The 23,856-nt window shown below is 64.5% G+C and carries 24 protein-coding genes and 1 riboswitch; of the genes, 18 read left to right on the top strand and 6 right to left on the bottom strand.

The genetic code is table 11. The features are described 5' to 3' along the window. The first annotated feature begins 7 nt into the window (after positions 1–7). Complete coding sequence (locus tag EH240_RS06130; protein ID WP_124996518.1) at positions 8–988, top strand: hypothetical protein; 981 nt, start codon at positions 8–10, stop codon at positions 986–988. Positions 989–1,020: 32 nt separating this feature from the next. Here EH240_RS06130 and bluB read toward each other — a convergent pair whose 3' ends face one another. Continuing rightward, positions 1,021–1,758: a 5,6-dimethylbenzimidazole synthase gene (gene bluB / locus EH240_RS06125; protein ID WP_124996517.1), complete on the bottom strand. Its 738-nt coding sequence runs from the start codon at positions 1,756–1,758 to the stop codon at positions 1,021–1,023. Positions 1,759–1,800: 42 nt separating this feature from the next. Continuing rightward, positions 1,801–1,979: riboswitch (cobalamin riboswitch) on the bottom strand. A 113-nt stretch (positions 1,980–2,092) separates the two neighbouring features. Between bluB and EH240_RS06120 the strand changes: the two genes are divergently transcribed. The 5 genes from EH240_RS06120 (at position 2,093) to dxs (ending at position 6,712) form a co-directional block, all read left to right on the top strand. Next, positions 2,093–3,019 (top strand): histone deacetylase family protein, encoded by a 927-nt coding sequence (locus EH240_RS06120; protein WP_124996516.1) that lies wholly within the window; start codon positions 2,093–2,095, stop codon positions 3,017–3,019. A gap of 3 nt (positions 3,020–3,022) precedes the next feature. Beyond that, the gene (locus EH240_RS06115; protein WP_124996515.1) at positions 3,023–3,274 is read left to right on the top strand and encodes an exodeoxyribonuclease VII small subunit; all 252 of its coding nucleotides are present in this window, start codon (positions 3,023–3,025) and stop codon (positions 3,272–3,274) included. 192 nt (positions 3,275–3,466) lie between these two features. Continuing rightward, entirely contained in the window at positions 3,467–3,733 is a 267-nt protein-coding gene (locus EH240_RS06110) for a DUF2277 domain-containing protein (RefSeq protein WP_124996514.1), read from the top strand. Positions 3,734–3,741: 8 nt separating this feature from the next. Next, positions 3,742–4,662 (top strand): pirin family protein, encoded by a 921-nt coding sequence (locus tag EH240_RS06105; RefSeq protein ID WP_124996513.1) that lies wholly within the window; start codon positions 3,742–3,744, stop codon positions 4,660–4,662. A gap of 136 nt (positions 4,663–4,798) precedes the next feature. After that, positions 4,799–6,712, top strand: coding sequence for a 1-deoxy-D-xylulose-5-phosphate synthase (gene dxs, locus EH240_RS06100; protein ID WP_124996512.1), 1,914 nt, complete (start codon positions 4,799–4,801; stop codon positions 6,710–6,712). A 483-nt stretch (positions 6,713–7,195) separates the two neighbouring features. Here the strand turns inward: dxs and EH240_RS06090 are convergent, their stop codons facing one another. Further along, positions 7,196–7,597, bottom strand: a complete 402-nt coding sequence (locus EH240_RS06090) for a GFA family protein (protein WP_124996511.1) — start codon at positions 7,595–7,597, stop codon at positions 7,196–7,198. A gap of 106 nt (positions 7,598–7,703) precedes the next feature. Between EH240_RS06090 and EH240_RS06085 the strand changes: the two genes are divergently transcribed. From EH240_RS06085 to EH240_RS06075, 3 genes are all read left to right on the top strand, one after another. Then, positions 7,704–8,477, top strand: a complete 774-nt coding sequence (locus tag EH240_RS06085) for a TlyA family RNA methyltransferase (RefSeq protein ID WP_124996510.1) — start codon at positions 7,704–7,706, stop codon at positions 8,475–8,477. After that, the gene (locus EH240_RS06080; protein ID WP_124996509.1) at positions 8,474–9,715 is read left to right on the top strand and encodes a class I SAM-dependent RNA methyltransferase; all 1,242 of its coding nucleotides are present in this window, start codon (positions 8,474–8,476) and stop codon (positions 9,713–9,715) included. Before EH240_RS06085 ends, EH240_RS06080 begins: the two co-directional genes overlap by 4 nt. A gap of 169 nt (positions 9,716–9,884) precedes the next feature. Beyond that, positions 9,885–12,638, top strand: coding sequence for a caspase family protein (locus EH240_RS06075; RefSeq protein WP_124996508.1), 2,754 nt, complete (start codon positions 9,885–9,887; stop codon positions 12,636–12,638). Between the two features lie 66 nt (positions 12,639–12,704). Here EH240_RS06075 and EH240_RS06070 read toward each other — a convergent pair whose 3' ends face one another. The 4 genes from EH240_RS06070 to EH240_RS06055 all read right to left on the bottom strand — a co-directional run bounded on the left by EH240_RS06070 (position 12,705) and on the right by EH240_RS06055 (position 15,902). Next, positions 12,705–13,385 (bottom strand): transglutaminase-like cysteine peptidase, encoded by a 681-nt coding sequence (locus EH240_RS06070; RefSeq protein ID WP_167483942.1) that lies wholly within the window; start codon positions 13,383–13,385, stop codon positions 12,705–12,707. 138 nt (positions 13,386–13,523) lie between these two features. Further along, on the bottom strand, positions 13,524–13,796 hold the full coding sequence (locus EH240_RS06065; protein ID WP_124996507.1) for an AbrB/MazE/SpoVT family DNA-binding domain-containing protein: 273 nt from the start codon (positions 13,794–13,796) through the stop codon (positions 13,524–13,526). Between the two features lie 29 nt (positions 13,797–13,825). Further along, the gene (tldD, locus tag EH240_RS06060) at positions 13,826–15,238 is read right to left on the bottom strand and encodes a metalloprotease TldD (RefSeq protein WP_124996506.1); all 1,413 of its coding nucleotides are present in this window, start codon (positions 15,236–15,238) and stop codon (positions 13,826–13,828) included. Positions 15,239–15,368: 130 nt separating this feature from the next. After that, complete coding sequence (locus EH240_RS06055) at positions 15,369–15,902, bottom strand: invasion associated locus B family protein (RefSeq protein WP_124996505.1); 534 nt, start codon at positions 15,900–15,902, stop codon at positions 15,369–15,371. Between the two features lie 328 nt (positions 15,903–16,230). On the opposite strand from EH240_RS06055, the gene coxB reads away from it, so the two are divergent. The 9 genes from coxB to ispH all read left to right on the top strand — a co-directional run bounded on the left by coxB (position 16,231) and on the right by ispH (position 23,856). Next, on the top strand, positions 16,231–17,115 hold the full coding sequence (gene coxB / locus EH240_RS06050; RefSeq protein ID WP_124996504.1) for a cytochrome c oxidase subunit II: 885 nt from the start codon (positions 16,231–16,233) through the stop codon (positions 17,113–17,115). Positions 17,116–17,153: 38 nt separating this feature from the next. After that, entirely contained in the window at positions 17,154–18,803 is a 1,650-nt protein-coding gene (gene ctaD, locus EH240_RS06045; protein WP_124996503.1) for a cytochrome c oxidase subunit I, read from the top strand. 75 nt (positions 18,804–18,878) lie between these two features. After that, the gene (locus EH240_RS06040; RefSeq protein WP_124996502.1) at positions 18,879–19,823 is read left to right on the top strand and encodes a heme o synthase; all 945 of its coding nucleotides are present in this window, start codon (positions 18,879–18,881) and stop codon (positions 19,821–19,823) included. Then, positions 19,820–20,002 carry a hypothetical protein gene (locus tag EH240_RS06035; RefSeq protein ID WP_124996501.1) on the top strand — a complete coding sequence of 61 codons (183 nt, stop codon included), beginning with the start codon at positions 19,820–19,822 and terminating at the stop codon, positions 20,000–20,002. Before EH240_RS06040 ends, EH240_RS06035 begins: the two co-directional genes overlap by 4 nt. 7 nt (positions 20,003–20,009) lie before the next feature. Further along, a complete protein-coding gene (locus tag EH240_RS06030) occupies positions 20,010–20,639 on the top strand; it encodes a cytochrome c oxidase assembly protein (protein WP_124996500.1) in 630 nt (209 codons plus the stop codon). Position 20,640: 1 nt separating this feature from the next. Beyond that, positions 20,641–21,522, top strand: coding sequence for a cytochrome c oxidase subunit 3 (locus tag EH240_RS06025; protein ID WP_124996499.1), 882 nt, complete (start codon positions 20,641–20,643; stop codon positions 21,520–21,522). Positions 21,523–21,606: 84 nt separating this feature from the next. Further along, positions 21,607–22,023 carry a DUF983 domain-containing protein gene (locus EH240_RS06020; RefSeq protein ID WP_124996498.1) on the top strand — a complete coding sequence of 139 codons (417 nt, stop codon included), beginning with the start codon at positions 21,607–21,609 and terminating at the stop codon, positions 22,021–22,023. Continuing rightward, entirely contained in the window at positions 22,020–22,775 is a 756-nt protein-coding gene (locus EH240_RS06015) for an SURF1 family protein (protein WP_167483940.1), read from the top strand. Before EH240_RS06020 ends, EH240_RS06015 begins: the two co-directional genes overlap by 4 nt. A 76-nt stretch (positions 22,776–22,851) precedes the next feature. Further along, entirely contained in the window at positions 22,852–23,856 is a 1,005-nt protein-coding gene (gene ispH, locus EH240_RS06010; RefSeq protein ID WP_124996497.1) for a 4-hydroxy-3-methylbut-2-enyl diphosphate reductase, read from the top strand.

Here is a 23,856-nt window from a genome sequence, read left to right as displayed (position 1 = left end):
CGGGGCCATGTGGGACTTCAGCATCGGCCGGTCGGTGTCCATCATGATACGGACATGGCCGTTCATCGTCTTTCGCATGATCGTCTATTTCGGGATCACGGTCGCCTACATCATGGCGACCGGCACCGGCGCCAGCGTCGGCTATGGCGTCGGCCACATCTCCACGGACCCCGATGGGCCGATGTCGTTTGCCTTGTGGGGCGGGGTCGTCGGCTTCGGCGTCGTCTCGATCGCCGTCTACTGGATCCGCGAATACATCCTCTATGTCCTGAAGGCCGGGCACATCGCCGTCATGGTCCACCTGATCGACGGCCACGACGTCCCCGACGGCCAGGGCCAGATCGCCTACGCGAAGGAAGTGGTGACCCAGCGTTTTGCCGAGGCCAACATCCTTTTTGTCGTCGACCAGCTGGTCAAGGGCGCCATCCGCGCCATCACCGGCCTGATCGGCGGCATCGCCGCATTCCTGCCCATTCCGGGCTTGAGCGGCCTGATCAGCTTCATCAACACCGTCATCCGCCTGTCGTTGACCTATGTCGACGAGATCATCCTCGGCTACAACATCCGCATCAATTCAAACTCGCCTTTCGAGACCGCCAGGCAAGGCGTCGTGCTCTACGCGCAGAACGGCAAGCACATGGTCAAGAACGCCGTCTGGCTGGCGGTGATCATGTGGGGCGTGTCCTTCGTCATCTTCCTTTTGATGCTTGCGCCCGCCGGCGCCATCCTGTGGGTGATGCCAGGCCAGCTTGCCGGCTGGGCCTTCGTGCTGGCAATCGTCTTTGCCTGGGCGTTCAAGGCGGCCTTCATCGAACCCTTCGCCATCGCTTCGCTGATGCAGGTCTATTTCGCCGCCATCGAAGGCCAAGTCCCCGATCCGGAATGGGACCGGCGTCTGGCCGAGGCTTCGTCCAAGTTCAGGGAGCTTCGCGACAAGGCACTCGGCTCTTTCGGCGGCTCGCGCTGGGATGCGCCCCGGGCTGCTTGATCAGCAGCCCCGTGACCACGAAGGCCGCCTGATCATGGCTTCGGCAATTCAACGCCGCCAAGCCTTGCAATCGCCGACTTGAGCGGCGCCTCGCCGGCGCCGCAAAAAATCTCGCTCATCACAAGCTCGGGCAGCGGCAGGCGCTTGCCCCAGCCGTGCGCTTCGAGGTCGGGCCTCGGCGCGAATTCCGAGACGCGGCCGACGCAAAGATAGGCGATCGGGGTGACGTGCTCGGGGATCGACAGGAGCCGCTTCAGCGCCTCGGTCTCGATGATGCTCACCCAGCCGACGCCGATGCCTTCGGCGCGCGCCGCCAGCCAGAAATTCTGCACCGCGCAGACGGTGCTGTAGAGGTCCATTTCCGGATTGTGCCAGCGCCCGAGCGGCGAGTTCTTCGAGCGCTGCCGGTCGCAGGTGATGCAAAGGTTGAGCGCGCTTTCGCAGATGCCTTCGAGCTTCAGCTTGCGGTAGAGCGCCTGCCGCTCCGCCTCGATCACCGGCAATTCCTGCTCGCGGGCGGCGAGAAACAGGTCGCGCACCTGCCGACGCCTTGTCGCATCGCGGATGACGATGAAGTTCCACGGCTGCATGTAGCCGACCGACGGCGCGTGGTGTGCTGCGGTGAGGAGCCGCGCCAGAACGCTATCGTCGAGATCGTCGGCAACGAAATGGCTGCGCACATCGCGCCTGGTGAACATCGCCCGGTAGACGGCGTCGCGCGCCAATTGGTCAAAGTCGTCGCCGCCGACGGCGGCCGTTCGTGCCTGCATCGCTTGTCCCCTTGCGATAAGCAGTCCTCCGCCTGACCAAGCGGATGACCATGTCTGCCGGGCCGGTCTTCTGGCTCGGGATCGACCCGCATCCGGCGCCTTCCCGTCTAGGACAGTGGCTTTGCCGGCGCGGTCCCCCTCACAGCGTTGGGCACGCCACGGAGTTCAACCGTGTTCCCGATTCTCCCGCGTTGCGGGCACCAGGCAGCGCGGCGACCTTATCGCGAAGCGGAAGCCGCGCCAATGCGCCAGCGACACGATCAGGCGCGATTTTCCCCAATCATTCGGCGCTGAAACATGGCTATCCGGGCAACAGGTGCCTAGATTAGGCGCCATGACCACCCGTCTCTACACCCATCCGGTATTCCTGGAACACCTCACGCCGCCCGGTCATCCCGAGCGGCCCGACCGTTTGCGCGCCATCGAGCGCGTGCTCGACGACGAGGCTTTTTCGGCTCTCGACCGCGTCGAGGCGCCGCAAGGCGACGAGGCGACCATCCTCTATGCGCATCCAGCGGACTTCGTCGCCCGCATCCGCGCGGCCATCCCCGCAAGCGGTATCGTTTCGATCGACGCTGACACCAGCGCCAGTCCGAAGAGCTGGCAGGCTGCGGTGACGGCGATCGGCGCGGCAAACGCTGCTGTCGATGACGTCTTCGAGGGCCGTGCGGCCAATGTCTTCGTTGCCGCGCGTCCGCCGGGCCATCATGCGGAAAAGACGACCGCAATGGGCTTTTGCCTGTTCAACACCGCGGCGATCGCCGCCCGCTATGCGCAGAAGAAGCACCAGGCCGAGCGCGTCGCCATCGTCGACTGGGACGTGCATCACGGCAACGGCACGCAGGACATTTTCTGGGACGATCCCTCGGTCCTCTATTGCTCGACCCACCAGATGCCGCTCTATCCGGGCACCGGCGCGAAGAGCGAGACCGGCGCCGGCAACATCGTCAACGCGCCGCTCGCGCCGAGCACCGGCAGCGACACTTTCCGCGACGCCTTCCTGTCGCGCGTGCTGCCGTCGGTCGACGCTTTCAAACCGGACTTGATCGTCATTTCCGCCGGTTTCGATGCGCACCATCGCGATCCGCTCGCCCAGATCAACCTGACCGAGGATGATTTCGACTGGGCGACCGGCCAGCTGATGGAGCGCGCCGGGCTCCACAGCGGCAACCGGCTCGTCAGCCTGCTGGAGGGCGGCTACGATCTGCAAGGACTGGCATTTTCGGTCGCCGCCCATGTCGGGCGGCTGATGAAGGGATAAATTATGGCGGATGAAGCTAACGAAGACGTCAAGGCGATGAGCTTCGAGCAGGCGCTCGACGCGCTGGAGAAGATCGTCGATGATCTGGAGCGCGGCGACGTCCCGCTCGACCAGTCGATCAAGATCTACGAGCGCGGCGAGGCGCTGAAGGCGCATTGCGACCGGCTGCTCAAGGCGGCGGAGGACAAGGTCGAGAAGATCAGGCTCTCGCGCGACGGCAAGCCGGTAGGCACGGAGCCGCTCGACGCCGAGTAAGGTGTATTGGTATTCAGGTGAGGCCGGCCTGCAAATGGCGATTTCCTGCGCTTCCGGTGCTCACGTAATTCAAGTACGCTCCGCTCCGGTTCTCGGAAGTCACCATTTTCGGTGCGGCCTGACCTGAATCTCAACACACCTTCGTGCATTATCCCTGACCGGCGGGGACACGACAGACGGAGGCCTGCAAGCATGTGCCGAAACATCAAGACCCTGTTCAACTTCGATCCGCCGGCGACCGACGACGAGGTCCACGACGCGGCCCTGCAGTTCGTGCGCAAGCTGAGCGGCACGACGAAGCCCTCCAAGCGCAACGAGCACGCTTTCCATCATGCCGTCGAGGCGATCGCCGCCGCGGCGCGCGAGCTGCTCGATTCGATGGAAACCACGCAAGAGCCGCGCAATCGCGAGGAAGAGGCGGCCAAGGCGATGGCCCGATCCGCGCTGCGCTTCGCCTGAGGCCGGTCATGAGCTTCTTTCCAGGCAACGATCCTGAGGCCGGCGATGCCTTCGCCTGCGACCAGATCGAATTGATGGTCATCCCCAACGCCAAGGACATTGGCGGCTTCGAGGTCCGCCGCGCCTTGCCGACCGCCAAACGCAGGCTGGTCGGGCCGTTCATCTTCTTCGACCGCATGGGGCCGGCTATCCTGCGCGCCGGCCATGCGATCGACGTGCGCCCGCACCCGCATATCGGGCTTTCCACCGTCACCTATCTGTTCGACGGGAAGATCAGGCATCGCGACTCGCTCGGCACCGAAATGGTGATCGCGCCCGGCGACGTGAACTTGATGACTGCCGGCCGCGGCATCGTCCATTCCGAGCGCACGCCCGAGGAACTGCGCGGCGCGCCGATGTCGATCTCCGGCCTGCAGACCTGGCTGGCGCTGCCGGACGCCAAGGAGGAGATCGCCCCGGTCTTCGAGAACACGTCGGTGATCCGCCTGCCCGAGATCGACGCCGAAGGCGTCAGCGGCCGCGTCGTCATCGGCGAATTTTCCGGGCTGCGCTCGCCGGTCGCGACCGCTTCGCAGACGCTTTACGCCGATCTGCGGCTGGCCGCAGGCGCCAGCGTCAAAATCCCCGCCGATGCCGAGGAGCGCGCCATCTACACGCTGGAAGGCGAGGTTTCGATCGCCGGCGACCGCTTCCCGGCCGAGCGGCTCCTGGTGTTCAAACCGGGCGAAGAGATCGTCGTCTGGTCCGAGCGCGGCGCGCATTTCATGCTGTTCGGCGGCGCGTCGCTGGGTTCCAAGCGTTATATCTGGTGGAATTTCGTTTCGTCCTCGAAGGAACGCATCGAGCAGGCCAAGGAAGAATGGAAGACGGGCCGCTTCGATATCGTTCCTGGAGATGAGGAAGAATTCATTCCGCTGCCGGAAGGTTAGAGCAGGATGGACATCCTGCGCCAGCCGCGTCACTGACACGCATTTACATTCGCTCGCCGGCGGCATATTTCGCGCATGATCAAGGCGCATATTTGAAGGTTAGCGCAAGGTTAAGATTTCAGCAGGCTGCTCCAAAGTGAACTCAACGCCCGACACGCCACTTCTCGACAAGGTCCGCATCCCCGCGGATTTGCGGGCGCTTGACGAAAGCGAGCTGCCGCAGCTGGCGAGCGAACTGCGCGCCGAGCTTATCGATGCCGTGTCGCATACCGGCGGCCATCTTGGCGCAGGGCTGGGCGTCGTCGAGCTGACGGTTGCGCTGCACTATGTCTTCAACACGCCGGAAGACCGGTTGATCTGGGATGTCGGCCACCAGGCCTATCCGCACAAGATCCTGACCGGCCGCCGCGACCGCATCCGCACGCTGCGGCAGGAGGGCGGGCTCTCCGGCTTCACCCGGCGAGTGGAGAGCAAATACGACCCCTTCGGCGCCGCGCACTCCTCGACCTCGATTTCCGCCGGCCTCGGCATGGCAATGGGCCGCGACCTTTCGGGCGGCCGCAACAACGTCATCGCCGTCATCGGCGACGGCGCCATGTCTGCCGGCATGGCCTATGAGGCGATGAACAATGCCGGCGCGCTCAATGCCCGTCTCATCGTCATCCTCAACGACAATGACATGTCGATCGCTCCGCCGACCGGCGCGATGAGCGCCTATCTGGCGCGGCTTGCCTCCGGCAAGGCCTATCTGGGCCTGCGCGATTTCGGCAAGAAGCTGACCTCCTATCTCGGCAAGCGCGCCGACAGCGCCATCACCCGCGCTGTCGAGCACGCGCGCGGCTACGTCACCGGCGGCACGCTGTTCGAGGAAATGGGCTTCTTCCACATCGGCCCGATCGACGGACACAATCTCGAGCACCTGATCCCGGTGCTGAAGAACGTCCGCGACAATGGCGACGGCCCCATTCTGATCCATGTCGTCACCCAGAAGGGTAAGGGCTATGCGCCGGCCGAGGCCGCCGCCGACAAGTATCACGGCGTCAACAAGTTCGACGTCATCACCGGGGCGCAGGCCAAGGCGCCGGCCAATGCGCCGAGCTACACCAAGGTCTTCGCCGAAAGCCTGATCCAGGAAGCCCGCGAGGACGACCGGATCGTGGCGATCACCGCCGCCATGCCGAGCGGCACCGGCCTCGATCTCTTCGGCCAAGTGTTTCCGGCCAGAACCTTCGATGTCGGCATCGCCGAGCAGCACGCGGTGACCTTCGCTGCCGGCCTCGCCACGGAAGGCTACAAGCCTTTCGCCGCCATCTATTCGACCTTCCTGCAGCGCGCGTACGATCAGGTCGTGCACGACGTGGCGATCCAGAAGCTGCCGGTGCGCTTCCCGATCGATCGCGCCGGCTTCGTCGGCGCCGACGGCGCCACCCATTGCGGCGCCTTCGACACGACCTTCCTGGCGACGCTGCCGGGCTTCGTCGTCATGGCCGCCGCCGACGAGGCGGAACTGCGCCACATGGTGCGGACCGCGGCAAGCTACGATGACGGCCCGATCGCCTTCCGCTATCCGCGCGGCAATGGCGTCGGCGTCGACATGCCGCAGCGCGGCTCAGTGCTCGAGATCGGCAAGGGCCGTGTCTTGAAGGAAGGCACCAAGGTGGCGCTTTTGTCCTTCGGCACGCGGCTGCAGGATTGCCTGCTGGCGGCCGAAGAGCTCGGCGCGGCGGGCCTTTCCACCACCGTCGCCGATGCCCGCTTCGCCAAGCCGCTGGACGAGGATCTCATCCGCCGCCTCGCGCGCTCGCACGAGGTTCTTGTGACGGTTGAGGAGGGCGCGGTCGGCGGCTTCGCCAGCCATGTCCTGCATTTCCTCGCCCATGAAGGCCTGCTGGAAAACGGCCTCAAGGTGCGCCCGCTGGTCTTGCCGGACGAGTTCACCGATCACGCCAAGCCCGAGAAGATGTATGCCGACGCGGGCCTCGACACGACCGGCATCGTGCGCACGGTCTTCGCCGCCCTTGGCCACGACGTGCAGGCGCAACGCGCCTGAATCGAATTCTCGACGCGCTGAATCGGTTTGCCGGTTTCGGAAGCATTTCCAGCAAATGCGCACAGCGGTTTTGCGTCCGGAATTGCGTTAAGCCAGGATGCGTAAGCATTTGTTAACGCTTCCGTTTGGCGGTTCGGTTAGCGTATCTTTTGGCCGATTTTCAACGGCACCCTGCTAAGACCTTGGTCCGAGGCAGGTAGACAAGAACGATGAAATCGTTGCTTTGCGGGATGGCCCTTTCAATGGCCATGGCCGCGCCGGTGGCAGCCGAAACGCGTTACGACCGCAACCTCGAAAAGGCGGTGATCGAGATCGTCGCCGGCAAGATGGGCAACATCCGCGGTGGCTTTTCCTACACAGGCAGGTTCCCCTGCTGGTGGTACTGCCGGAGGCCACGCCGGTGCTGGCCGAGCCGCGCAAGCAGGTCTCCAACAATGACGGCCTGATGCCGGCCGTCGAGCGCCCGGTCTCGCGGACGGTCTTCTAAAACCACAGATCGCGCACGCAGCGGCCGTCGCGCGGCAGGTCGTCGAAGCTGTCGAGACCGTCGAAATGGTCGATCGGCAGGTCGGCGACGGCTTCGGGCGGAGCCAGCCGGACATTGACGGCGATGCGGGTGCGGGTGCTGGAGCCGGGGCGCAAGCCGCGCCAGGCGAGCACGCAGGCGCATGTCGGGCAGAACAGGATCTCGAGCGCGGGCTCGGCCACTTCGGCGCGCGTATAGGAGTTCATCGGTCCAGCAATGCGGATGCGCTCGTCGACGTAGTCGTAGGCCCAGAGGGTGCCATAGCGGCGGCAAAGCGTGCAGTTGCAGGCCGTGATCGGCCCCGGATCGCCTTCCAGGGTCCAGTGGGCGGCGCCGCAATGGCAGGTTCCCTTCAGCATTGCCTCCTCCTCAGGCTGGTGAAATGGCCCCGCATTCTGCCGCGCATCGCGCCATATTCAATACGTTCCCATTGCCTTAGCGGCCGGCTTTCGCCAATGAAGGCCGATGAACTCCCCTTTGCCAGCCAGCACACGCCAGCGGCTCGACGAACTGCTTGTCGAGCGCGGCCTGTTCGCCAGCCGTTCGCGCGCCCGCGACGCGATCGAGCGTGGCACGGTCACTGTCGACGGCGAGGTCGCCCGCAAGCCCGGCCAGTTGGTGGCGCCGGACTGCGTCGTTGCGATTGACGATCCGGCCCGGGCCTATGTATCGCGCGCGGCGCTGAAGCTGATTGCCGGTCTCGACCATTTCGGCCTCGATCCCTCGGGTAGCGAAGCGCTCGACATCGGCGCCTCGACCGGCGGCTTCACCCAGGTGCTGCTCGAACGCGGCGCGGCACATGTCACGGCGATCGACGTCGGCCATGGCCAGATGCATCCCGATGTCGCCAGCGACCAGCGCGTAACGGTGATCGAAGGGCTGAACGCCCGCGACCTCACCACAGCCGATCTCGGCGGCCGTGTTCCGGATTTCCTGGTTTGCGATGTCAGCTTCATCTCGCTGAAGCTGGCGCTGCCGCCGGCGCGCGACTTGGCAGGCGAGGGCGCCAGGGCGGTGCTTCTCGTCAAGCCGCAATTCGAGGCCGGGCGCGAAGCGATAGGCAAGGGCGGCCTGCTCAAGGAACCGGGCGACGCCGATCGCATTGCCGCCAATTTGCGCGACTGGCTCGCCGGCATTCCCGGTTGGCGTGTGCTCGGGCTCCACCCGTCGCCGATCGAAGGCGGCGACGGCAATCGCGAATTCCTGCTAGCCGCAATCAAGGACGGTGCATCGCGATGAGCACGCGTTTCACGGTCACAAGACTAGGCTCGCAGGGCGACGGCATCGCTGAGGCCGATGGCGGCGAGGTCTTCATCCCGTTCACATTGCCGGGCGAGACCGTCACCGCCGCGCGGCAGAAGGACCGCGCGACGCTGATGTCGGTGCTGGAGGCGTCGCCGCTCCGGGTCGATCCGGCCTGCCGCCACTTCACCGACTGCGGCGGCTGCGCGCTGCAGCATTTCGAGGCCGAGGCTTACCGGCAGTGGAAGCGCGAAAGGGTCGTCCAGGCGCTGAAGGCCAAGGGCATCGCCGGCGAGGTCGAGGCGGTGGTACCTTGCGCGCCGCACACGCGCCGCCGCGTCGTCTTCAGCGCTCGGCGCGCCGAGGCCGGCATGCTGCTCGGCTTCGTGCGCGCACTCTCCTCCGAAATCATCCCGATCGAGGAATGCCCGATCTCGTTGCCGGCGATCGTTGCCGCGCTCGATCGCTTGCGGAGGCTGGCCGATCTGGTTTGCGCGACGCCGAAGGCCTTTCACATGACGGTGACCGTCACCGCGTCCGGCCTCGATGTTGCTGTCCAGGACGCCGGCAAGCTCGGCGAGAACCAGCGTCGCATAGCCTCGAATTTCGTTCTTGCCGAGGGGCTGGCGAGGCTTTCGATTGACGGCGAGGTGATCGTCGAGCCGAAGAAGCCGGTGGTCCAGTTCGGATCCGTGGCCGTCGCTGTGCCGCCCGGTGCCTTCCTGCAGGCGACGGAGGCCGCCGAGCAGACGATGGCCGCCCTCGTCGGCCAGCATCTGTCACGCGCCAAAAAGGTCGCCGACCTGTTCGCCGGCTGCGGCAGCTTCGCGCTCAGGCTCGCGGCGAAGTCGGAGGTCCATGCGGTGGAGGGAGACGCGCCGGCGCTTGCGGCGCTCGACCGCGCCTTCCGTTTCGCCAGCGGCCTGAAGCGGGTGACCAGCGAACGCCGCGACCTCTTCCGGCGTCCGCTGACCTTCAAGGAACTGAACGTGTTCGACGGCCTGGTCTTCGATCCGCCGCGCGCCGGCGCTGAGGACCAGTCGAAGCAGATCGCCCGCTCGGACGTGCCGCTGGTCGCGGCCGTGTCCTGCAATCCGGTGACGCTGGCGCGGGACCTGCGCATCCTCCTCGACGGCGGCTATCAACTGAAGAGCGTGACGCCGATCGACCAGTTCCTGTGGTCGCCCCATGTCGAGGCCGTCGCCTTGCTGGAGAAGCCGAGGCGACGCCGGTAGTCCAATGCCGCTGGCTCGCGGAAATTTGTGAAGCCTCTGTTCTTTCGACGAAATTGCGCCCTAAAGCCGCCTCGTTGCGCATCTTATTTTTGCGCAGTTCGGGAAACATTCCGGCCCCTGCGGCGTTTATGACTTTGGAGGGACGACGGATGGCGGATTGCGGATTGCAATGCGGACGCTTCAGAAATTCCTTGGTCTCGTCGTCGTTCTCATCTTTTTCGCGGTCAGCGCCGCAACCGGAGCGCTGGCGCAAGGTGAAAAGCGTCTGGCCTTCGTCATCGGCAATGGCGCCTACAAGACCGCAGAGCTCGCGACGGCCGCCAATGACGCCGGCCTGATCGCGCAGACATTGCAGGCCGCCGGGTTCGACGTGGTCGGCGCGCGTGACGTGGACCAGGACTCGCTGCGCGGCGCGTTCCGCGATTTCATGAGCAAGGTGTCCGCCGCCGGTCCCGACGCCGTCGTTTTCGTCTATCTCGCAGGCCATGGCGTGCAGTTCGAGGGCGAGAACTACTTCCTGCCGGTCGATGCTCAGATCGCCAATCCAAACGATGTCCCGCTTCAGGCGATGCGGATTTCCGATATCACCAGGCCGCTGTCCGGGTTGCCGACGAAGGTCAATATCGTCGTACTCGACGCGGCGCGGCAAAATCCCTTCCCGAAGTGGAAGGAGCCGCTGGCCGGTGGCCTTGCCTTGGTCGATCCCGATCCGAATATGCTGATTGCCTTCAACGCCGCTCCGGGAACCGTCGCGCCGGAAGACAAGGGGCCGTACGGAGCCTACGCCAAGGCGCTTGCCGAGATGATGCGTGAAGGCGGCCTGTCGCTGCAGGACGTGTTCGACCGCACGCGGCTGCGTGTCAGCGAGGTCACGCAAGGCGGGGAACTGCCATGGAGCGCTTCGAAGATCACGGCGCCTTTCGTTTTCTTCGAACGCAGCGCGGAAGCTCCTCCGCCCAAGGTTTCGGCCGCGGAGACCCGGGCGGCGCGAACCAGGCCGATTCGCGATTTCGACGCGCATGACGCCTATGTTGCCGCCCTCGAGCGCGACACGATGCGCGGCTACGAGGATTTCCTTGACGCCTACCCACACGATGCGATGGCCAAGCGCGTGCGCGCCATCATCGCGGCCCGGCGCGAGGCGATCACCTGGCGCGAGACCTGGATGACAGACACGCCCGAAGCCTACTGGTCCTATCTGGAGCGCTATCCGCACGGTCCGCATGCCTGGGACGCGCGCCGCCGGCTGGAGCATTTCGACGCCGAGCTGGAGCCGCCGGAGAGCTTCACCGTCATCGTCTACGACGTGCCGCCACCGCCGCCCGAGGAAATTATCTATGTCGAGCGGCCGGTAATCTTTTTTGACGATTTCGATTTCGCGCCGCCGCCGCCGATCACGGTGATCTTCCTGCCGCCACCGCCGCGGGATTTCGTCGTGCTTGAGCCACCGCCGCCGCCGGTCGATGTCTTCGTCCTGCCGACGCCGGTGTTCGTGCCGATACCCGTGTTCATCAACCCGCCGCGCCACATCGTGCCGCCGCCAAACGACATCATCTTCAACAACATCCACAACACGACCGTCATCAACAACATCAACACCACGATCAAAAACGAGACCATCAATCAGGCCGCGCAGCCAGGCGCCGGTGTTCAGGGTGGCCGCACCACGGGCCGGCAGACGACCGGAGGCGCCGTTGGTGCCCGCGCGGATGCGCTGGCGGCCAGGGTCGCACTGCCGCCGCCGCTGCAGAAGAAGGCGGCCATGTCCCGTCAGATCACTAATCAGCAACAGGGCGGCCAGAAACAGGGCGGCTTGCCGCCGAAGCCCGGCCAGCGCGTCATCCAGGGCCAGCAGCCCGGCACTGCTATTCCGCAGTCGGAGACCCGGTCCGCGACCGGCAAGCTGTCGCGCGACCACGCCCTGCCTGGAGCGAACGGAAAGAGGCTGCCGCTCGTCAACGGCAAGCCGGCGCTCGACGGTCGCAACTTGCCTAGCGACCAGAACTTGCCTAGCGACAAGTCAAGGAAGCGTTTGAGCGAGCGGGGCGCGGCGGGTGGCAACAACCAGCAGGCCACCGGAAACGCCGGCGCCGCCGTTACCGGCCAGGGCAATGAGCAGACCGGAGCCGGCAATGCCCAGGGCAAGAATCGCAAGCTCCGCAAGCTGCCGACCGTCAATGGCATGCCGGCCGAGAACCAGCCGGGCGCGCGGGAGAAGTTCCGGAAGAACAATCCGAACGCCTTCTCCGATGAGAGCAGTGGCAGGCCGAGGAAGCTGACGCGCAAGGACCTGTCCGCCGGCCGGTCCGTTTTCGAATCGGGTGATCAGGGCTCGACCGCAACCAAAAAGGGCAGGAAGTTCCGCAAGCTGCCGACCGTCAACGGCATGCCGGCCGAGAACCGGCCGCGCGTTGAGGAGCGGTTCAGGAACAACAATCCGGACGTGTTCTCCGAGCGGAACAAGGGCAGGGCGAGGAAGCTGATGCGCAGGGATTTGTCTTCCGGCCAGTCCATCGTCGAACCGGGCGATCAAGGTTCGGCCAACAGGAGCGACAGGGGCAGGAAGTTCCGCAGGCTGCAGAACGAAGAAGGTTCCGCCGGCGGCGAGGTCAACGTCCAGCGCAACTTCAAGGTCAACAGGCCGGACGAGAACGCGCAGCGCCGGTTCAGGCAGGAAAGGCCGAGCGAGCAGGTGCTGCGGCCGCAAAGACAGGAGCCGAACGAGAACGCGCAGCGTCAGTTCAGGCGGGAAAGGCCTAACGAGCAGGTGCTGCGGCCGCAAAGGCTGGAGCGGAGGCCGGAATTCCGTGAGCAGCCAAGACCTCAGATGCAGGAGCGGCGTCTACCGCAGCAGCAGCCGCAAGAATTCAAGAAGAAGAAGCCATCTTGCGGGCAAGAGGGCGAGCCGTCCTGCAACCAGTAGGCTGCTCGCGGCGGGAGCAGTTCCAGGAAAGGCGCATAGTTCGGAGTCTGAGAGCCTGGCGACACGTCAGGTTTTCGGAGTGCCGCCGCGCTGGTTGATCGACACCCAGATGTTCGGGTTCTGTTGAGACTGGCGTTTCAGGAAATAATAGCCGGTCGCGTTCCAGGGCCGGATTTCATCGGCCAGGTTGTCCAGGACGAGATCGCCCCTGTCGGTCTTCACCGTCAGGATGGTGTGGCCTTCATTGTTCAGGTCGCGCACAACCGTCATCAGCAGCGCCTGCCGGGGAAATCCCGCTTGCATGAGAAGCTTGCGCTTGTAGAGCGCGTAGATCTTGCAGTCGCCCTTGCCGTCCACCGGATAGTCCCAGTGGTCCATCATCGTGCCCCAGTGATCGTAGTTGCTGACGGGCTTGATGGCGCGGTTCGCCTTTTGGTTTATCCGCTTGAGGGTGCGCAGGTTCTGCGCAGTCAGCTTGACGCTCGTCGCCGGCAGGGCGGGCACCTTGCACTCTTTCGGCCGGCGATGGCAGAAATCGATCCAGCCATAGGGAACGCTGGTGCGTCCTCCAACGGCGGCGGAGCGCAGGTCGATCGCGATTGGCTGCGCCTTCGTGGCCGGAACCGATGGCCGCTTGAACAATGTCGACTGCGCCGCCGCGGGGCCGACAGATAGCGATGTCGCACCGATCAACGAAACAAGGCCAAGGAGGAAAGAAGACGTCAGGGCGCCAGGGGAACGCAGCACTGCCAACACCACCGCAACGAGAAGACTGGCGACGAGTTAATGCGGAAACGCCGGCCAAGGCAATTGAACAATTAATAATTTGCTAACACGGTCGTGTTCGGAGGCCGGCGGAGGCCGCTATGCCTCTTGCTGATTGCATCAATCGCGAGTATGGCGCCGCGCTTCGGCAAGAACGCCCGCGTCCATTTCTTCCACAGTTTTCGGCATCCCGCTGTGCGACAGGACGCCAAACGCCTCCTCCGGCCGCGTCGAGGCAAAAGCCTGCGCCGGATTCAGGAGAACGCCCTCCGGCGTGTCTTCGACCTGCAGACGCGTGCCGGCACCCCAGTGCCGCCGTTTCCGGATCGCACTGGGCAGAGTCACCTGTCCCTTGGTCGAGACGGTGGTTATGAGTTTTTTGGAGCCGGCCATCGGGGCTTTACAGGAACGGTCCAGGTGCCTCAAACCCTGGTGCCGCCCACCGTCATCTGGTTCATCCTCAGATGCGGCTGGCCGACGCCAACGGGCACGCCCTGTCCGGCCTTGCCGCACATGCCGATGCCGTTGTCGAGCTTCATGTCGTTGCCGACCATGGTGACGCGGTGCATAGCGTCGGGGCCGTTGCCGATCAGCATCGCGCCCTTGATCGGCTGGGTCACCTTGCCGTCCTCGATCATGTAGGCCTCGGTGCAGCCGAACACGAACTTGCCCGAGGTGATGTCGACCTGGCCGCCGCCGAAGGAGACGGCATAGATCCCGTTCTTGACCGAGGCGATGATCTCCTCCGGCGGCATGTCGCCCGAGGTCATGTAGGTGTTGGTCATGCGCGGCATCGGCTGGTGGGCATAGCCTTCGCGCCGGCCGTTGCCGGTCGCCTTCATGCCCATCAGACGCGCGTTCTGGCGGTCCTGCATGTAGCCGACCAGCTTGCCGTCCTCGATCAGCACGTTGTGTGCCGAAGGCGTGCCTTCGTCGTCGACGGTGAGCGAGCCGCGGCGCTCGGCGATCGTGCCGTCATCGACCACGGTGACGCCCTTTGCCGCCACTTGGCTACCCATCAGGCCGGCGAAGGCGGACGTCTTTTTGCGGTTGAAGTCGCCCTCCAGCCCGTGGCCGACCGCCTCGTGCAGCATCACGCCCGGCCAGCCGCTGGAGAGCACGATATCAAAGGTGCCGGCCGGCGCCGGAACGGCTTCTAGGTTGACCAGCGCCTGTCTCAGCGCCTCGCGCGCGGCATGCTTCCAGCTCTCCTCGGTGAGGAACTCGCCAAAGCTCTTGCGGCCGCCCATGCCGTAGGAGCCGCTCTCCTGGCGGTCGCCATCGCCGACCACGACCGAGACATTGATCCTGACCAGCGGGCGGATGTCGCGCACCACCTGGCCGTCGCTGCGCACAATCTCGACATGCTGCCATGAAGCGCCAAGTGAGGCCGTCACCTGGCGCACGCGCGGATCGGCGGCGCGCAGCCAGGCGTCGATCTCCTGCAATAGCTTCGCCTTGGCCTCGAAGCTGGGCGACGGGATAGGGTTCTCGTCGCCGTAAAGGTGGCGATTGGTGCGCGCGGGTGCTGCGGCCAGCGTTCCCGAATAGCCGCCCTTGACCGCCGAGACCGCATCGGCCGCGCGCAGCAGCGAGGCTTCGGACAAGTCGCTCGAATGCGCATAGCCGCTCGCCTCGCCGGCGACGGCGCGCAGCCCAAAGCCCTGGTCGGTGTTGAAATTGGCCGTCTTCAGCCGGCCGTTGTCGAACATCAGCGCTTCGCTTTCGCTGTATTCGAGGAACAGCTCGCCGTCGTCGGCGCCCTTGATGGTCTCGGCGACGATCTCTTTGACGCGATCGTCGGAAATGTCGAATTGGCCGATGAGGCTGTTCATGGCAGGGCTGTCCGCTGGCGGTTTCGTCTTTCCCCGATGTAGGGGCGAAGTGAGGTCAAGACAATCGGCGGCGTTCACAAGGGATCATCATCGCCGTGGGTCGACGGACGACCGCATTGCAGCCGTTGGATCAGGGCAGGGCGGAGAAACCCTCGGCAAAACCCTTGAGATCGACGGGGATGCCGATGCCTTCCTCCGGCGTCTGGAAGACGATGAAGGTGGCCGACGTGCCGGTCTTCAGCGTGTCGAGCAGCGGCTTCTCCAAGATCACTTCCGCATAGCATCCGTCCTGGAAGCAGCGCACGAAATAGGCGCGGCCGATGTCCTTGCCGTCGACATTGAGGCCAAGCCCGTTGGGCAATAGCACGCCGAGCGGCGCCAGCACCCGCAGGATCTCCGCCTTGTTGTCAGCGGTGCGCAGCACGACCACCGAAAGCCCCATCTCTGGACGGTCCTCGGCGACGACGTTCTGCATCATCACGCATTGCTCGGAGGTCGCGCCGGCGGGCGTGTCGCAGATGATCGACCACGCGCCATGCGTCGACTTGACAGTGCCGCTGGGCGGCGCGGCGGTCTGAGGCGGCGCGGCGTTCGCCACGCTGGCGCCAAGCAGGGCGGCAAGGAAGACGACCTTCGCCAGAGGTCTTGAAAGCCAGGAAGTCATGACGGCTCCATTGCGAATCACGGCACTTTAAGCTGCGCCAAGGCCAAGTAAAGGACGGGACCGTCGCCAGCCCGCCCAGATACCGGCAATCGCGCGCTTTTCCAGAGCAAATTCGCCCGAATTGCGACCGTCCGGGATGCGGCGCGGCGATGGCCGGGGATGCCCCTCGGGCTGCGCGCAAAAATGCCGCACGGTTTCGCCCGCTCCTTCCTTGCGGAGGGAAATAGAGTATGGTTTGAACCACCTTAGGGACAGACCGGGATTCCCGATCCCGGCGTCGTTCGTTATTGGTGCGATCCGATCGCAGGAAGTGGGAGACGAGAGGGCGATGAGAAAATTCCTGGCAAGCGCCAAGTTTCTGGCAGGTGCTGCAGGCGCAGGCGCGCTCCTCTCCAGCGCATCCGCCTATGCGGATCAGCCGCGGGATTGGGAGACAAGCTTCCAGGCGCCCGCGACCGAGATGATGCGTCAGATCGAATGGTTCGGGAACTACACGATGTGGTTCATCGTACCGATCACCGTCCTGGTGCTGGCTCTTCTCGCCCTTTGCATTCTGAAGTTCCGCGCGAGTGTCAACCCGGTTCCCTCGAGGACCAGCCACAACACGCTGATCGAGGTTTTCTGGACGGTCGGGCCGGTCATCGTGCTGCTGCTCATCGCCATTCCCTCGTTCCAGCTGCTCACCGCGCAATACACGCCGCCGGAAGAAGCCAAGCTCACCGTCAAGGCGACCGGCAACCAGTGGAACTGGGACTACGAATACCAGATCGACAAGAGCTTCTCGTTCAACTCGGCGATCCTCCAGGATGCCGACCGCGCCAAGGCCGGCAAGGAAGACCGCAACCTTTATCCGCGCCTGCTCGCCGTCGACAACGAGCTGGTGGTGCCGGTCAACACCATGACCCGCGTGCTGATCACGGCCACCGATGTCATCCACTCCTTCGCCGTGCCGTCATTCGGCATCAAGATGGATGCGGTGCCCGGCCGCACCAACGAGTCATGGTTCAAGGCCGAGAAGGAAGGCCTCTATTACGGCCAGTGCTCGCAGCTTTGCGGCAAGGATCACGCCTTCATGCCGATCGCGGTCCGCGTCGTGTCCGATGCGCAGTTCAAGACCTGGCTGGAGACGGCCAAGACCGATGTGCCCGCCGCCAACAAGGCGCTGATGGCCGAGATCGATGGCACCAACAAGGTAGCGGCCGCCGGCAACTGACGCCGCGGGTTAGCAAGATTTAGGGAACGGAGCGGAATATGGCAGAGGCTGCAGCTCACGACCACCACGACCACAGGCCGCATGGCTGGGTCCGCTGGGTGTACTCGACCAACCACAAGGACATCGGCACGCTCTACCTGATCTTCGCGATCATCGCCGGCGTCATCGGCGGTGCGCTTTCGGTCGCCATCCGCATGGAGCTGCAGGAGCCGGGCATCCAGATCTTCAGCGGTCTGGCGCAGATGGTCTATGGCATGCAGGGCGATGCCGCCATCGACGGCGGCAAGAGCATGTACAATGCCTTCGGCGCCGCGCACGGCCTGATCATGATCTTCTTCATGGTGATGCCGGCGCTGATCGGCGGCTTCGCCAACTGGATGGTGCCGATCATGATCGGCGCGCCGGACATGGCCTTCCCGCGCATGAACAACATCTCCTTCTGGCTGTTGCCGCCGGCCTTCATCCTGCTGCTTTCCTCGATGTTCGTGCCGAGCGCGCCCGGCGCCTTCGGCGTCGGCGGCGGCTGGACGATCTATCCGCCGCTGTCGACATCCGGCCAGCCGGGCCCGGCGATGGACCTCGCGATCCTGTCGATCCACATCGCCGGCGCCTCGTCGATCCTCGGCGCGATCAACTTCATCACCACCATCTTCAACATGCGCGCGCCCGGCATGACGATGCACAAGATGCCGCTGTTCGCCTGGGCGGTGCTGATCACGGCCTTCCTGCTGCTCTTGTCGCTGCCGGTTCTGGCGGGCGCCATCACCATGCTTCTCACCGACCGCAACTTCGGCACCTCCTTCTTCGTGCCGGACAATGGCGGTGACCCGCTGCTCTTCCAGCACCTGTTCTGGTTCTTCGGCCACCCCGAGGTGTACATCCTGATCCTGCCGGGCTTCGGCATCGTCAGCCACATCGTCTCGACCTTCTCGAAGAAGCCCGTCTTCGGCTATCTCGGCATGGCCTATGCGATGGTCGCGATCGGCGCCGTCGGTTTCATCGTCTGGGCGCACCACATGTACACGACCGGCCTGTCGCTCGACACGCAGCGCTACTTCGTGTTCGCCACCATGGTCATCGCGGTGCCGACCGGCGTGAAGATCTTCTCCTGGATCGCCACAATGTGGGGCGGCTCGATCTCCTTCAAGCCGCCGATGCTGTGGGCGCTGGGCTTCATCTTCCTGTTCACGATCGGTGGCGTCACCGGCGTTCAATTGGCCAATGCCGGCCTCGACCGCTCGCTGCACGACACCTATTTCGTGATCGCCCACTTCCACTACGTGCTGTCGCTCGGCGCCGTGTTTGCCATCTTCGCCGGCTGGTACTACTGGTTCCCGAAGATGACCGGCTACATGTACTCGCCGGTGATCGCCAACACCCACTTCTGGGTCACCTTCGTCGGCGTCAACCTGATCTTCTTCCCGCAGCACTTCCTCGGACTCGCCGGCATGCCGCGCCGCACCGTCGACTATCCGGATGCGTTTGCCGGCTGGAACATGGTTTCGTCCTACGGCTCCTACATCGCGGCCGTCGGTGTTGCGATCTTCCTTTATGGCGTGTTCGAGGCCTTCCAGAAGAAGCGGGTCGCGGGCGCCAATCCGTGGGGCGAGGGTGCCACCACGCTCGAATGGCAACTGCCTTCGCCGCCGCCGTTCCACCAGTGGGAACAGCTGCCGAAGATCAAGTAAGCTGCGTCCCGACGCATACGAGGCCGCCGGCGAGCCGGCGGTCTTGGCCAACGGAATAATGGACTTTAAGTACGCATGGCCCTTGCCGACGACAGATTGATGGAGGAAGCAGGCTTTCGCATGTCGGAAGCAACTGCAGGCGATTTCTTCGCCCTCCTCAAGCCGCGCGTGATGTCGCTGGTCGTCTTCACGGCCTTTGTCGGCATGGTCGCGGCGCCCGTCGCCATCAATCCGCTGCTGGCGGTGATCGCCATCCTGGCAATTGCGATCGGCGCCGGCGCCTCGGGCGCGCTCAACATGTGGTACGACGCCGACATCGACGCGGTGATGACCAGGACCGCCGGCCGTCCGGTGCCGGCCGGGCGCGTCACGCCGGGCGAAGCTCTGAGCTTCGGCCTGGTGCTCTCGGTGCTGTCGGTGATGACGCTGGGCGTGCTCATCAACTGGCTGTCGGCGGCGCTTCTCGCCTTCACCATCTTCTTCTACGCCGTCGTCTACACGATGTGGCTGAAGCGTTGGACGCCGCAGAACATCGTCATCGGCGGCGCCGCTGGCGCCATCCCGCCGGTGATCGGCTGGGCCGCGGTGACCGGGTCGGTCAGCCTCGAAAGCCTGATCCTGTTCCTGATCATCTTCCTGTGGACGCCGCCGCATTTCTGGGCGCTGGCGCTGTTCAAGTCGGACGACTACGCCCGCGCCGGCATCCCGATGATGCCGAACGTCGCCGGTCACGCCTCGACCCGCCGTCAGATCTTTGCCTACGCGCTGATCCTGGCGCCGGTCGGCGTGCTGCCCTGGGCGCTCGGCTATACCACCGCCGCCTATGGCGCGGTTTCCGTCCTGCTCGGCCTGGGCTTCGTCTGGTATGCCTGGAAGGTGCTGGGCATGAGCGACGCCGACCGCGCGATGAAGCCGGCCAAGGCGCTGTTCGGCTATTCGCTGCTCTATCTCTTCGCAATCTTCGCCGCCTATCTCGTCGACAGCGTGGTCGGGCGCGCCTTCGTCATGGGGGGAGCATGATCGTGGCCGACAAGAACCTCGAGCTGGTCACCTTGACCGAACGCCAGCGGAAGGCGCGGCGCAACCGCTCCGTCGCCATCGGCGTCGCGCTGGCCGCGCTCGTCATCATCTTCTACATCGCCACCATCGTGCGCTTCGGCCACCATGCATCGGCCCTGATGCCCACGAATTTGATGTGAGGCGGCGATGAGCGACGAGACCAGACCCATCGGGAAGAACAACAACCGCATCGTCGTGGCTGTCTGCCTCGCCTTCTTCACCGGCATGGTCGGCATGGCCTATGCGGCGGTGCCGCTCTACAAGATGTTCTGCCAGGTCACCGGTTATGGCGGCACGACGCAGCGCGCCGAGAAGCAATATGCCGGCCGTGTGCTCGATCGCGACATCACCATCCGCTTCGACGCCAACACCAACGGCATTCCGTGGCAGTTCGAGCCCGTCGCCCGCTCGGTGACGATCAAGATCGGCGAGACCGCGCAGGCGCATTACAGCGCCACCAACAAGTTCGATCGCCCGATCACCGGCCGCGCCTCCTTCAACGTGCAGCCGGAAATGGCCGGCGCCTATTTCAACAAGGTGGAGTGCTTCTGCTTCACCGACACGACGCTGAAGCCCGACGAGACGCTGGACATGCCGGTCGTGTTCTACGTCGATCCAGACATCGTCAATGTGCCGGAACTGAAGGACTTGAAGACCATCACTCTGTCCTACACGATGTTCCCGGTCGAGAAGAAACAACCGGTCGCTTCTTCCGCGCCGGCCGCTGGCACCAACAGCAACAAAGTTCCAGATTCCGAAGCAAGCCTCGGGGGTTGATATGGCAGACGCGCACGCAAAACCGAACCACGACTACCATCTCGTCAATCCTAGCCCCTGGCCTTTCCTGGGCTCGATCGGCGCGCTGGTCACGGCCGTTGGCGGCGTTTGCCTGATGCAGTATCTGAAGGCCGGCAACTTCCCGGTCTTCGGCCACAACATCGCCAATCCGTGGCTGTTCTTCATCGGCCTGATCATCGTGCTTTACACGATGTTCGCCTGGTGGTCGGACACCATCAAGGAAGCGCATGAGGGCCACCATACGCGCGTGGTGTCGCTGCACCTGCGCTACGGCATGATCATGTTCATCGCCTCCGAGGTGATGTTCTTCGTCGCCTGGTTCTGGGCCTTCTTCGACGCCAGCCTGTTCCCGGGCGAGGCGGACCAATATGCCCGCGCCGCCTTCACCGGCGGCGTCTGGCCGCCGAAGGGCTTGGAGGTCCTCGATCCCTTCCACCTGCCGCTCTACAACACCATCATCCTGCTTCTGTCGGGCACGACGGTGACCTGGGCGCACCACTCGCTCCTTCACGGCGACCGCAAGGGCCTGGTCAACGGCCTGGTGCTGACTGTCGGCCTCGGCATGCTGTTCACCATGGTGCAGGCTTACGAGTACATGCACGCGCCGTTCGGCTTCAAGGATTCCATCTACGGTGCCACCTTCTTCATGGCGACCGGCTTCCACGGCTTCCACGTCATCATCGGCACCATCTTCCTGCTCGTCTGCCTGGTGCGCGCGATGCGGGGCGACTTCACCCCGAAGCACCATTTCGGTTTCGAGGCGGCCGCCTGGTACTGGCACTTCGTCGACGTGGTCTGGCTGTTCCTGTTCAGCGCGATCTATGTCTGGGCCTCGAACGGCGCCATGATCGAAGCCCATTAAATCAACGGCTTTCGGAATCCCAAAAGGCGGCTGCGGCGACGTGGCCGCCTTATCTTTTGCGCGGAATGCTATAGGATGCCCGACATGAGCGAAGACAAGGCGATCGAAGACAGGGCGATCGAAGACAGGGCGATCTGGCCGCCCATCGACCCGATCTCGGCCGGGCTGCACGGCCATTGCCCGCGCTGCGGCGAGGGCAAGCTGTTCTCCGGCTTCCTCACCGTCGGCAAGCGCTGCTACAATTGCGGCCTCGACTATTCCTTCGCCGATGCCGGCGACGGCCCGGCTGTCTTCGTCATCCTGATCATCGGCTTCATCGTCGTCGGCCTGGCGCTGTGGGTGGAAGTCACGCTGAGCCCGCCGCTCTGGCTGCATTTCATTTTGTGGATACCGCTGGCGCTGGTGCTGTGCCTGACGGCGCTGCGCCTGATCAAGGGCGTGCTGATCACCCTGCAATATTCCAGAAAGGCCGCGGAAGGCAGGCTGGACAGCGGCCAATGAGTGACGCGTTTGTTTCGACTGCCGGCCCTTCGCGGCCGCGCGACGCATTGCTGCTTGGGCTCGGCCTTGTGCTGTTCGCCATCCTTCTGGGCCTCGGCACCTGGCAGGTCCAGCGCCTGCACTGGAAGGAAGGGCTGCTCGAGACCATCGACAGGCGCACCCATGCGGCGCCTCTGCCGCTGGCCGATGTCGAGAGACAGTTCGCCGCCTTCCATGACGTCGACTACACGCCGGTGACGGTGACCGGCACTTTCCTGCATCGGGGCGAGCGGCATTTCTTTTCCACCTGGCAAGGCGACACCGGCTTCAACGTCTACACGCCCCTGCAGCTCGACGACGGCCGCTTCGTGCTCGTCAATCGCGGCTTCGTTCCCTACGATCTCAAGGATCCGGCCAAGCGCCGGCTGGGCGAGGTCGCCGGCAAGGTGACGGTGACCGGCCTTGCCCGCAATCCGCTTCCGGAAAAACCCTCGACGATGCTGCCCGACAACGATGTCGCCAAGAACATCTTCTACTGGAAAGACCGCGACGTCATGGCCTCGAGCGCCGGTCTTCCGGCGGGTGCTGCGCTGGTGCCGTTCTTCATCGATGCCGACAGGACGCCCAATCCCGGCGGCCTGCCGGTCGGCGGCGTCACCATCATCGATTTGCCGAACAACCATCTGCAATATGCCGTCACCTGGTATGGCCTTGCCGCGGCCCTTGCCGCCGTGCTGATCCTCAGGCTTCGCCGCCCGGCGAAGGAGGGGTGAGCGCTGCCGCTCTTGACAGGGCAGGGCCGCACGCCTCATTTCGCCTCCAGCTTTCCGACTGAACCGGCCAGTTTTGATGATTGAGAAAAAGCCACCGCTGACGATCAGGCTCTGCCAGCCGCGCGGCTTCTGCGCCGGCGTCGACCGCGCTATCCAGATCGTCGTCCTGGCGCTGAAGAAATACGGCGCGCCGGTCTATGTCCGCCACGAGATCGTGCACAATCGCTATGTCGTCGAGGGGCTGCAGAGCCTGGGCGCGGTGTTCATCGAGGAATTGTCCGAGATCCCGCCCGAGCATCGTCAGTCGCCGGTCGTCTTTTCCGCGCATGGCGTGCCGAAATCGGTGCCGGCCGACGCCGAGGCGCGCAACCTGTTCTACCTCGACGCCACCTGTCCGCTGGTGTCGAAGGTGCATAAGCAGGCGATGCGCCACCAGCGGCTCGGCCGCCATGTGCTCCTGATCGGCCATGCCGGCCACCCGGAAGTGATCGGCACGATGGGCCAGCTGCCGGAGGGTGCTGTGACGCTGATCGAGACCGAGGCGGACGCAGCTACTTTCGTGCCGGCGGACCCGGCAGCGCTTGGCTTCGTCACGCAAACGACGCTGTCGGTCGAGGACACCGCCGGCATCATCCGGGCGCTGCAGGAGCGGTTCCCGCAATTGCATGCGCCGGCGGCCGAATCGATCTGCTACGCCACCACCAACCGCCAGGAGGCGGTGAAGGAAACGGCCGCCGGCGCCAACCTCTATCTGATCGTCGGCGCCCCCAATTCCTCCAATTCGCGGCGCCTTGTCGAAGTAGCGGAGCGCGCGGGTGCTGCGATGTCGCTTCTTGTGCAGCGAGCTTCTGAAATTCCGTGGGATGAGATCGGCGAGATTTCGACGCTCGGCCTGTCGGCCGGCGCTTCGGCGCCGGAAATCATCGTCGACGAGATCATCGACGCGTTCCGGCAGCGCTTCGACGTCACCATCGATCTGGCCATCACGGCCACGGAAACGGAGGATTTTCCGGTGATGCGGGTGTTGCGCGATGTCGAGCTGACGGCGGCCGACATGGCCTTCGTCAACGGAGCCGCGTGA

This window comes from Mesorhizobium tamadayense (genome assembly GCF_003863365.1).
Lineage (GTDB): Bacteria > Pseudomonadota > Alphaproteobacteria > Rhizobiales > Rhizobiaceae > Mesorhizobium > Mesorhizobium tamadayense.
Note: the sequence above shows the minus strand (reverse complement) of the source record. Positions and strands in the feature narration are given on the sequence as shown.

Bases quoted from the DNA above. Each gene is read 5' to 3' on its own strand.
- EH240_RS06130 (WP_124996518.1), top strand. From the start codon at position 8: ATGTGGGACTTCAGCATCGGCCGGTCGGTGTCCATCATGATACGGACA.
- bluB (WP_124996517.1), bottom strand. From the start codon at position 1,758: ATGCAGGCACGAACGGCCGCCGTCGGCGGCGACGACTTTGACCAATTG.
- EH240_RS06120 (WP_124996516.1), top strand. From the start codon at position 2,093: ATGACCACCCGTCTCTACACCCATCCGGTATTCCTGGAACACCTCACG.
- EH240_RS06115 (WP_124996515.1), top strand. From the start codon at position 3,023: ATGGCGGATGAAGCTAACGAAGACGTCAAGGCGATGAGCTTCGAGCAG.
- EH240_RS06110 (WP_124996514.1), top strand. From the start codon at position 3,467: ATGTGCCGAAACATCAAGACCCTGTTCAACTTCGATCCGCCGGCGACC.
- EH240_RS06105 (WP_124996513.1), top strand. From the start codon at position 3,742: ATGAGCTTCTTTCCAGGCAACGATCCTGAGGCCGGCGATGCCTTCGCC.
- EH240_RS06090 (WP_124996511.1), bottom strand. From the start codon at position 7,597: ATGCTGAAGGGAACCTGCCATTGCGGCGCCGCCCACTGGACCCTGGAA.
- EH240_RS06085 (WP_124996510.1), top strand. From the start codon at position 7,704: ATGAACTCCCCTTTGCCAGCCAGCACACGCCAGCGGCTCGACGAACTG.
- EH240_RS06080 (WP_124996509.1), top strand. From the start codon at position 8,474: ATGAGCACGCGTTTCACGGTCACAAGACTAGGCTCGCAGGGCGACGGC.
- EH240_RS06075 (WP_124996508.1), top strand. From the start codon at position 9,885: ATGCGGACGCTTCAGAAATTCCTTGGTCTCGTCGTCGTTCTCATCTTT.
- EH240_RS06065 (WP_124996507.1), bottom strand. From the start codon at position 13,796: ATGGCCGGCTCCAAAAAACTCATAACCACCGTCTCGACCAAGGGACAG.
- tldD (WP_124996506.1), bottom strand. From the start codon at position 15,238: ATGAACAGCCTCATCGGCCAATTCGACATTTCCGACGATCGCGTCAAA.
- EH240_RS06055 (WP_124996505.1), bottom strand. From the start codon at position 15,902: ATGACTTCCTGGCTTTCAAGACCTCTGGCGAAGGTCGTCTTCCTTGCC.
- coxB (WP_124996504.1), top strand. From the start codon at position 16,231: ATGAGAAAATTCCTGGCAAGCGCCAAGTTTCTGGCAGGTGCTGCAGGC.
- ctaD (WP_124996503.1), top strand. From the start codon at position 17,154: ATGGCAGAGGCTGCAGCTCACGACCACCACGACCACAGGCCGCATGGC.
- EH240_RS06040 (WP_124996502.1), top strand. From the start codon at position 18,879: ATGGCCCTTGCCGACGACAGATTGATGGAGGAAGCAGGCTTTCGCATG.
- EH240_RS06035 (WP_124996501.1), top strand. From the start codon at position 19,820: ATGATCGTGGCCGACAAGAACCTCGAGCTGGTCACCTTGACCGAACGC.
- EH240_RS06030 (WP_124996500.1), top strand. From the start codon at position 20,010: ATGAGCGACGAGACCAGACCCATCGGGAAGAACAACAACCGCATCGTC.
- EH240_RS06025 (WP_124996499.1), top strand. From the start codon at position 20,641: ATGGCAGACGCGCACGCAAAACCGAACCACGACTACCATCTCGTCAAT.
- EH240_RS06020 (WP_124996498.1), top strand. From the start codon at position 21,607: ATGAGCGAAGACAAGGCGATCGAAGACAGGGCGATCGAAGACAGGGCG.
- EH240_RS06015 (WP_167483940.1), top strand. From the start codon at position 22,020: ATGAGTGACGCGTTTGTTTCGACTGCCGGCCCTTCGCGGCCGCGCGAC.
- ispH (WP_124996497.1), top strand. From the start codon at position 22,852: ATGATTGAGAAAAAGCCACCGCTGACGATCAGGCTCTGCCAGCCGCGC.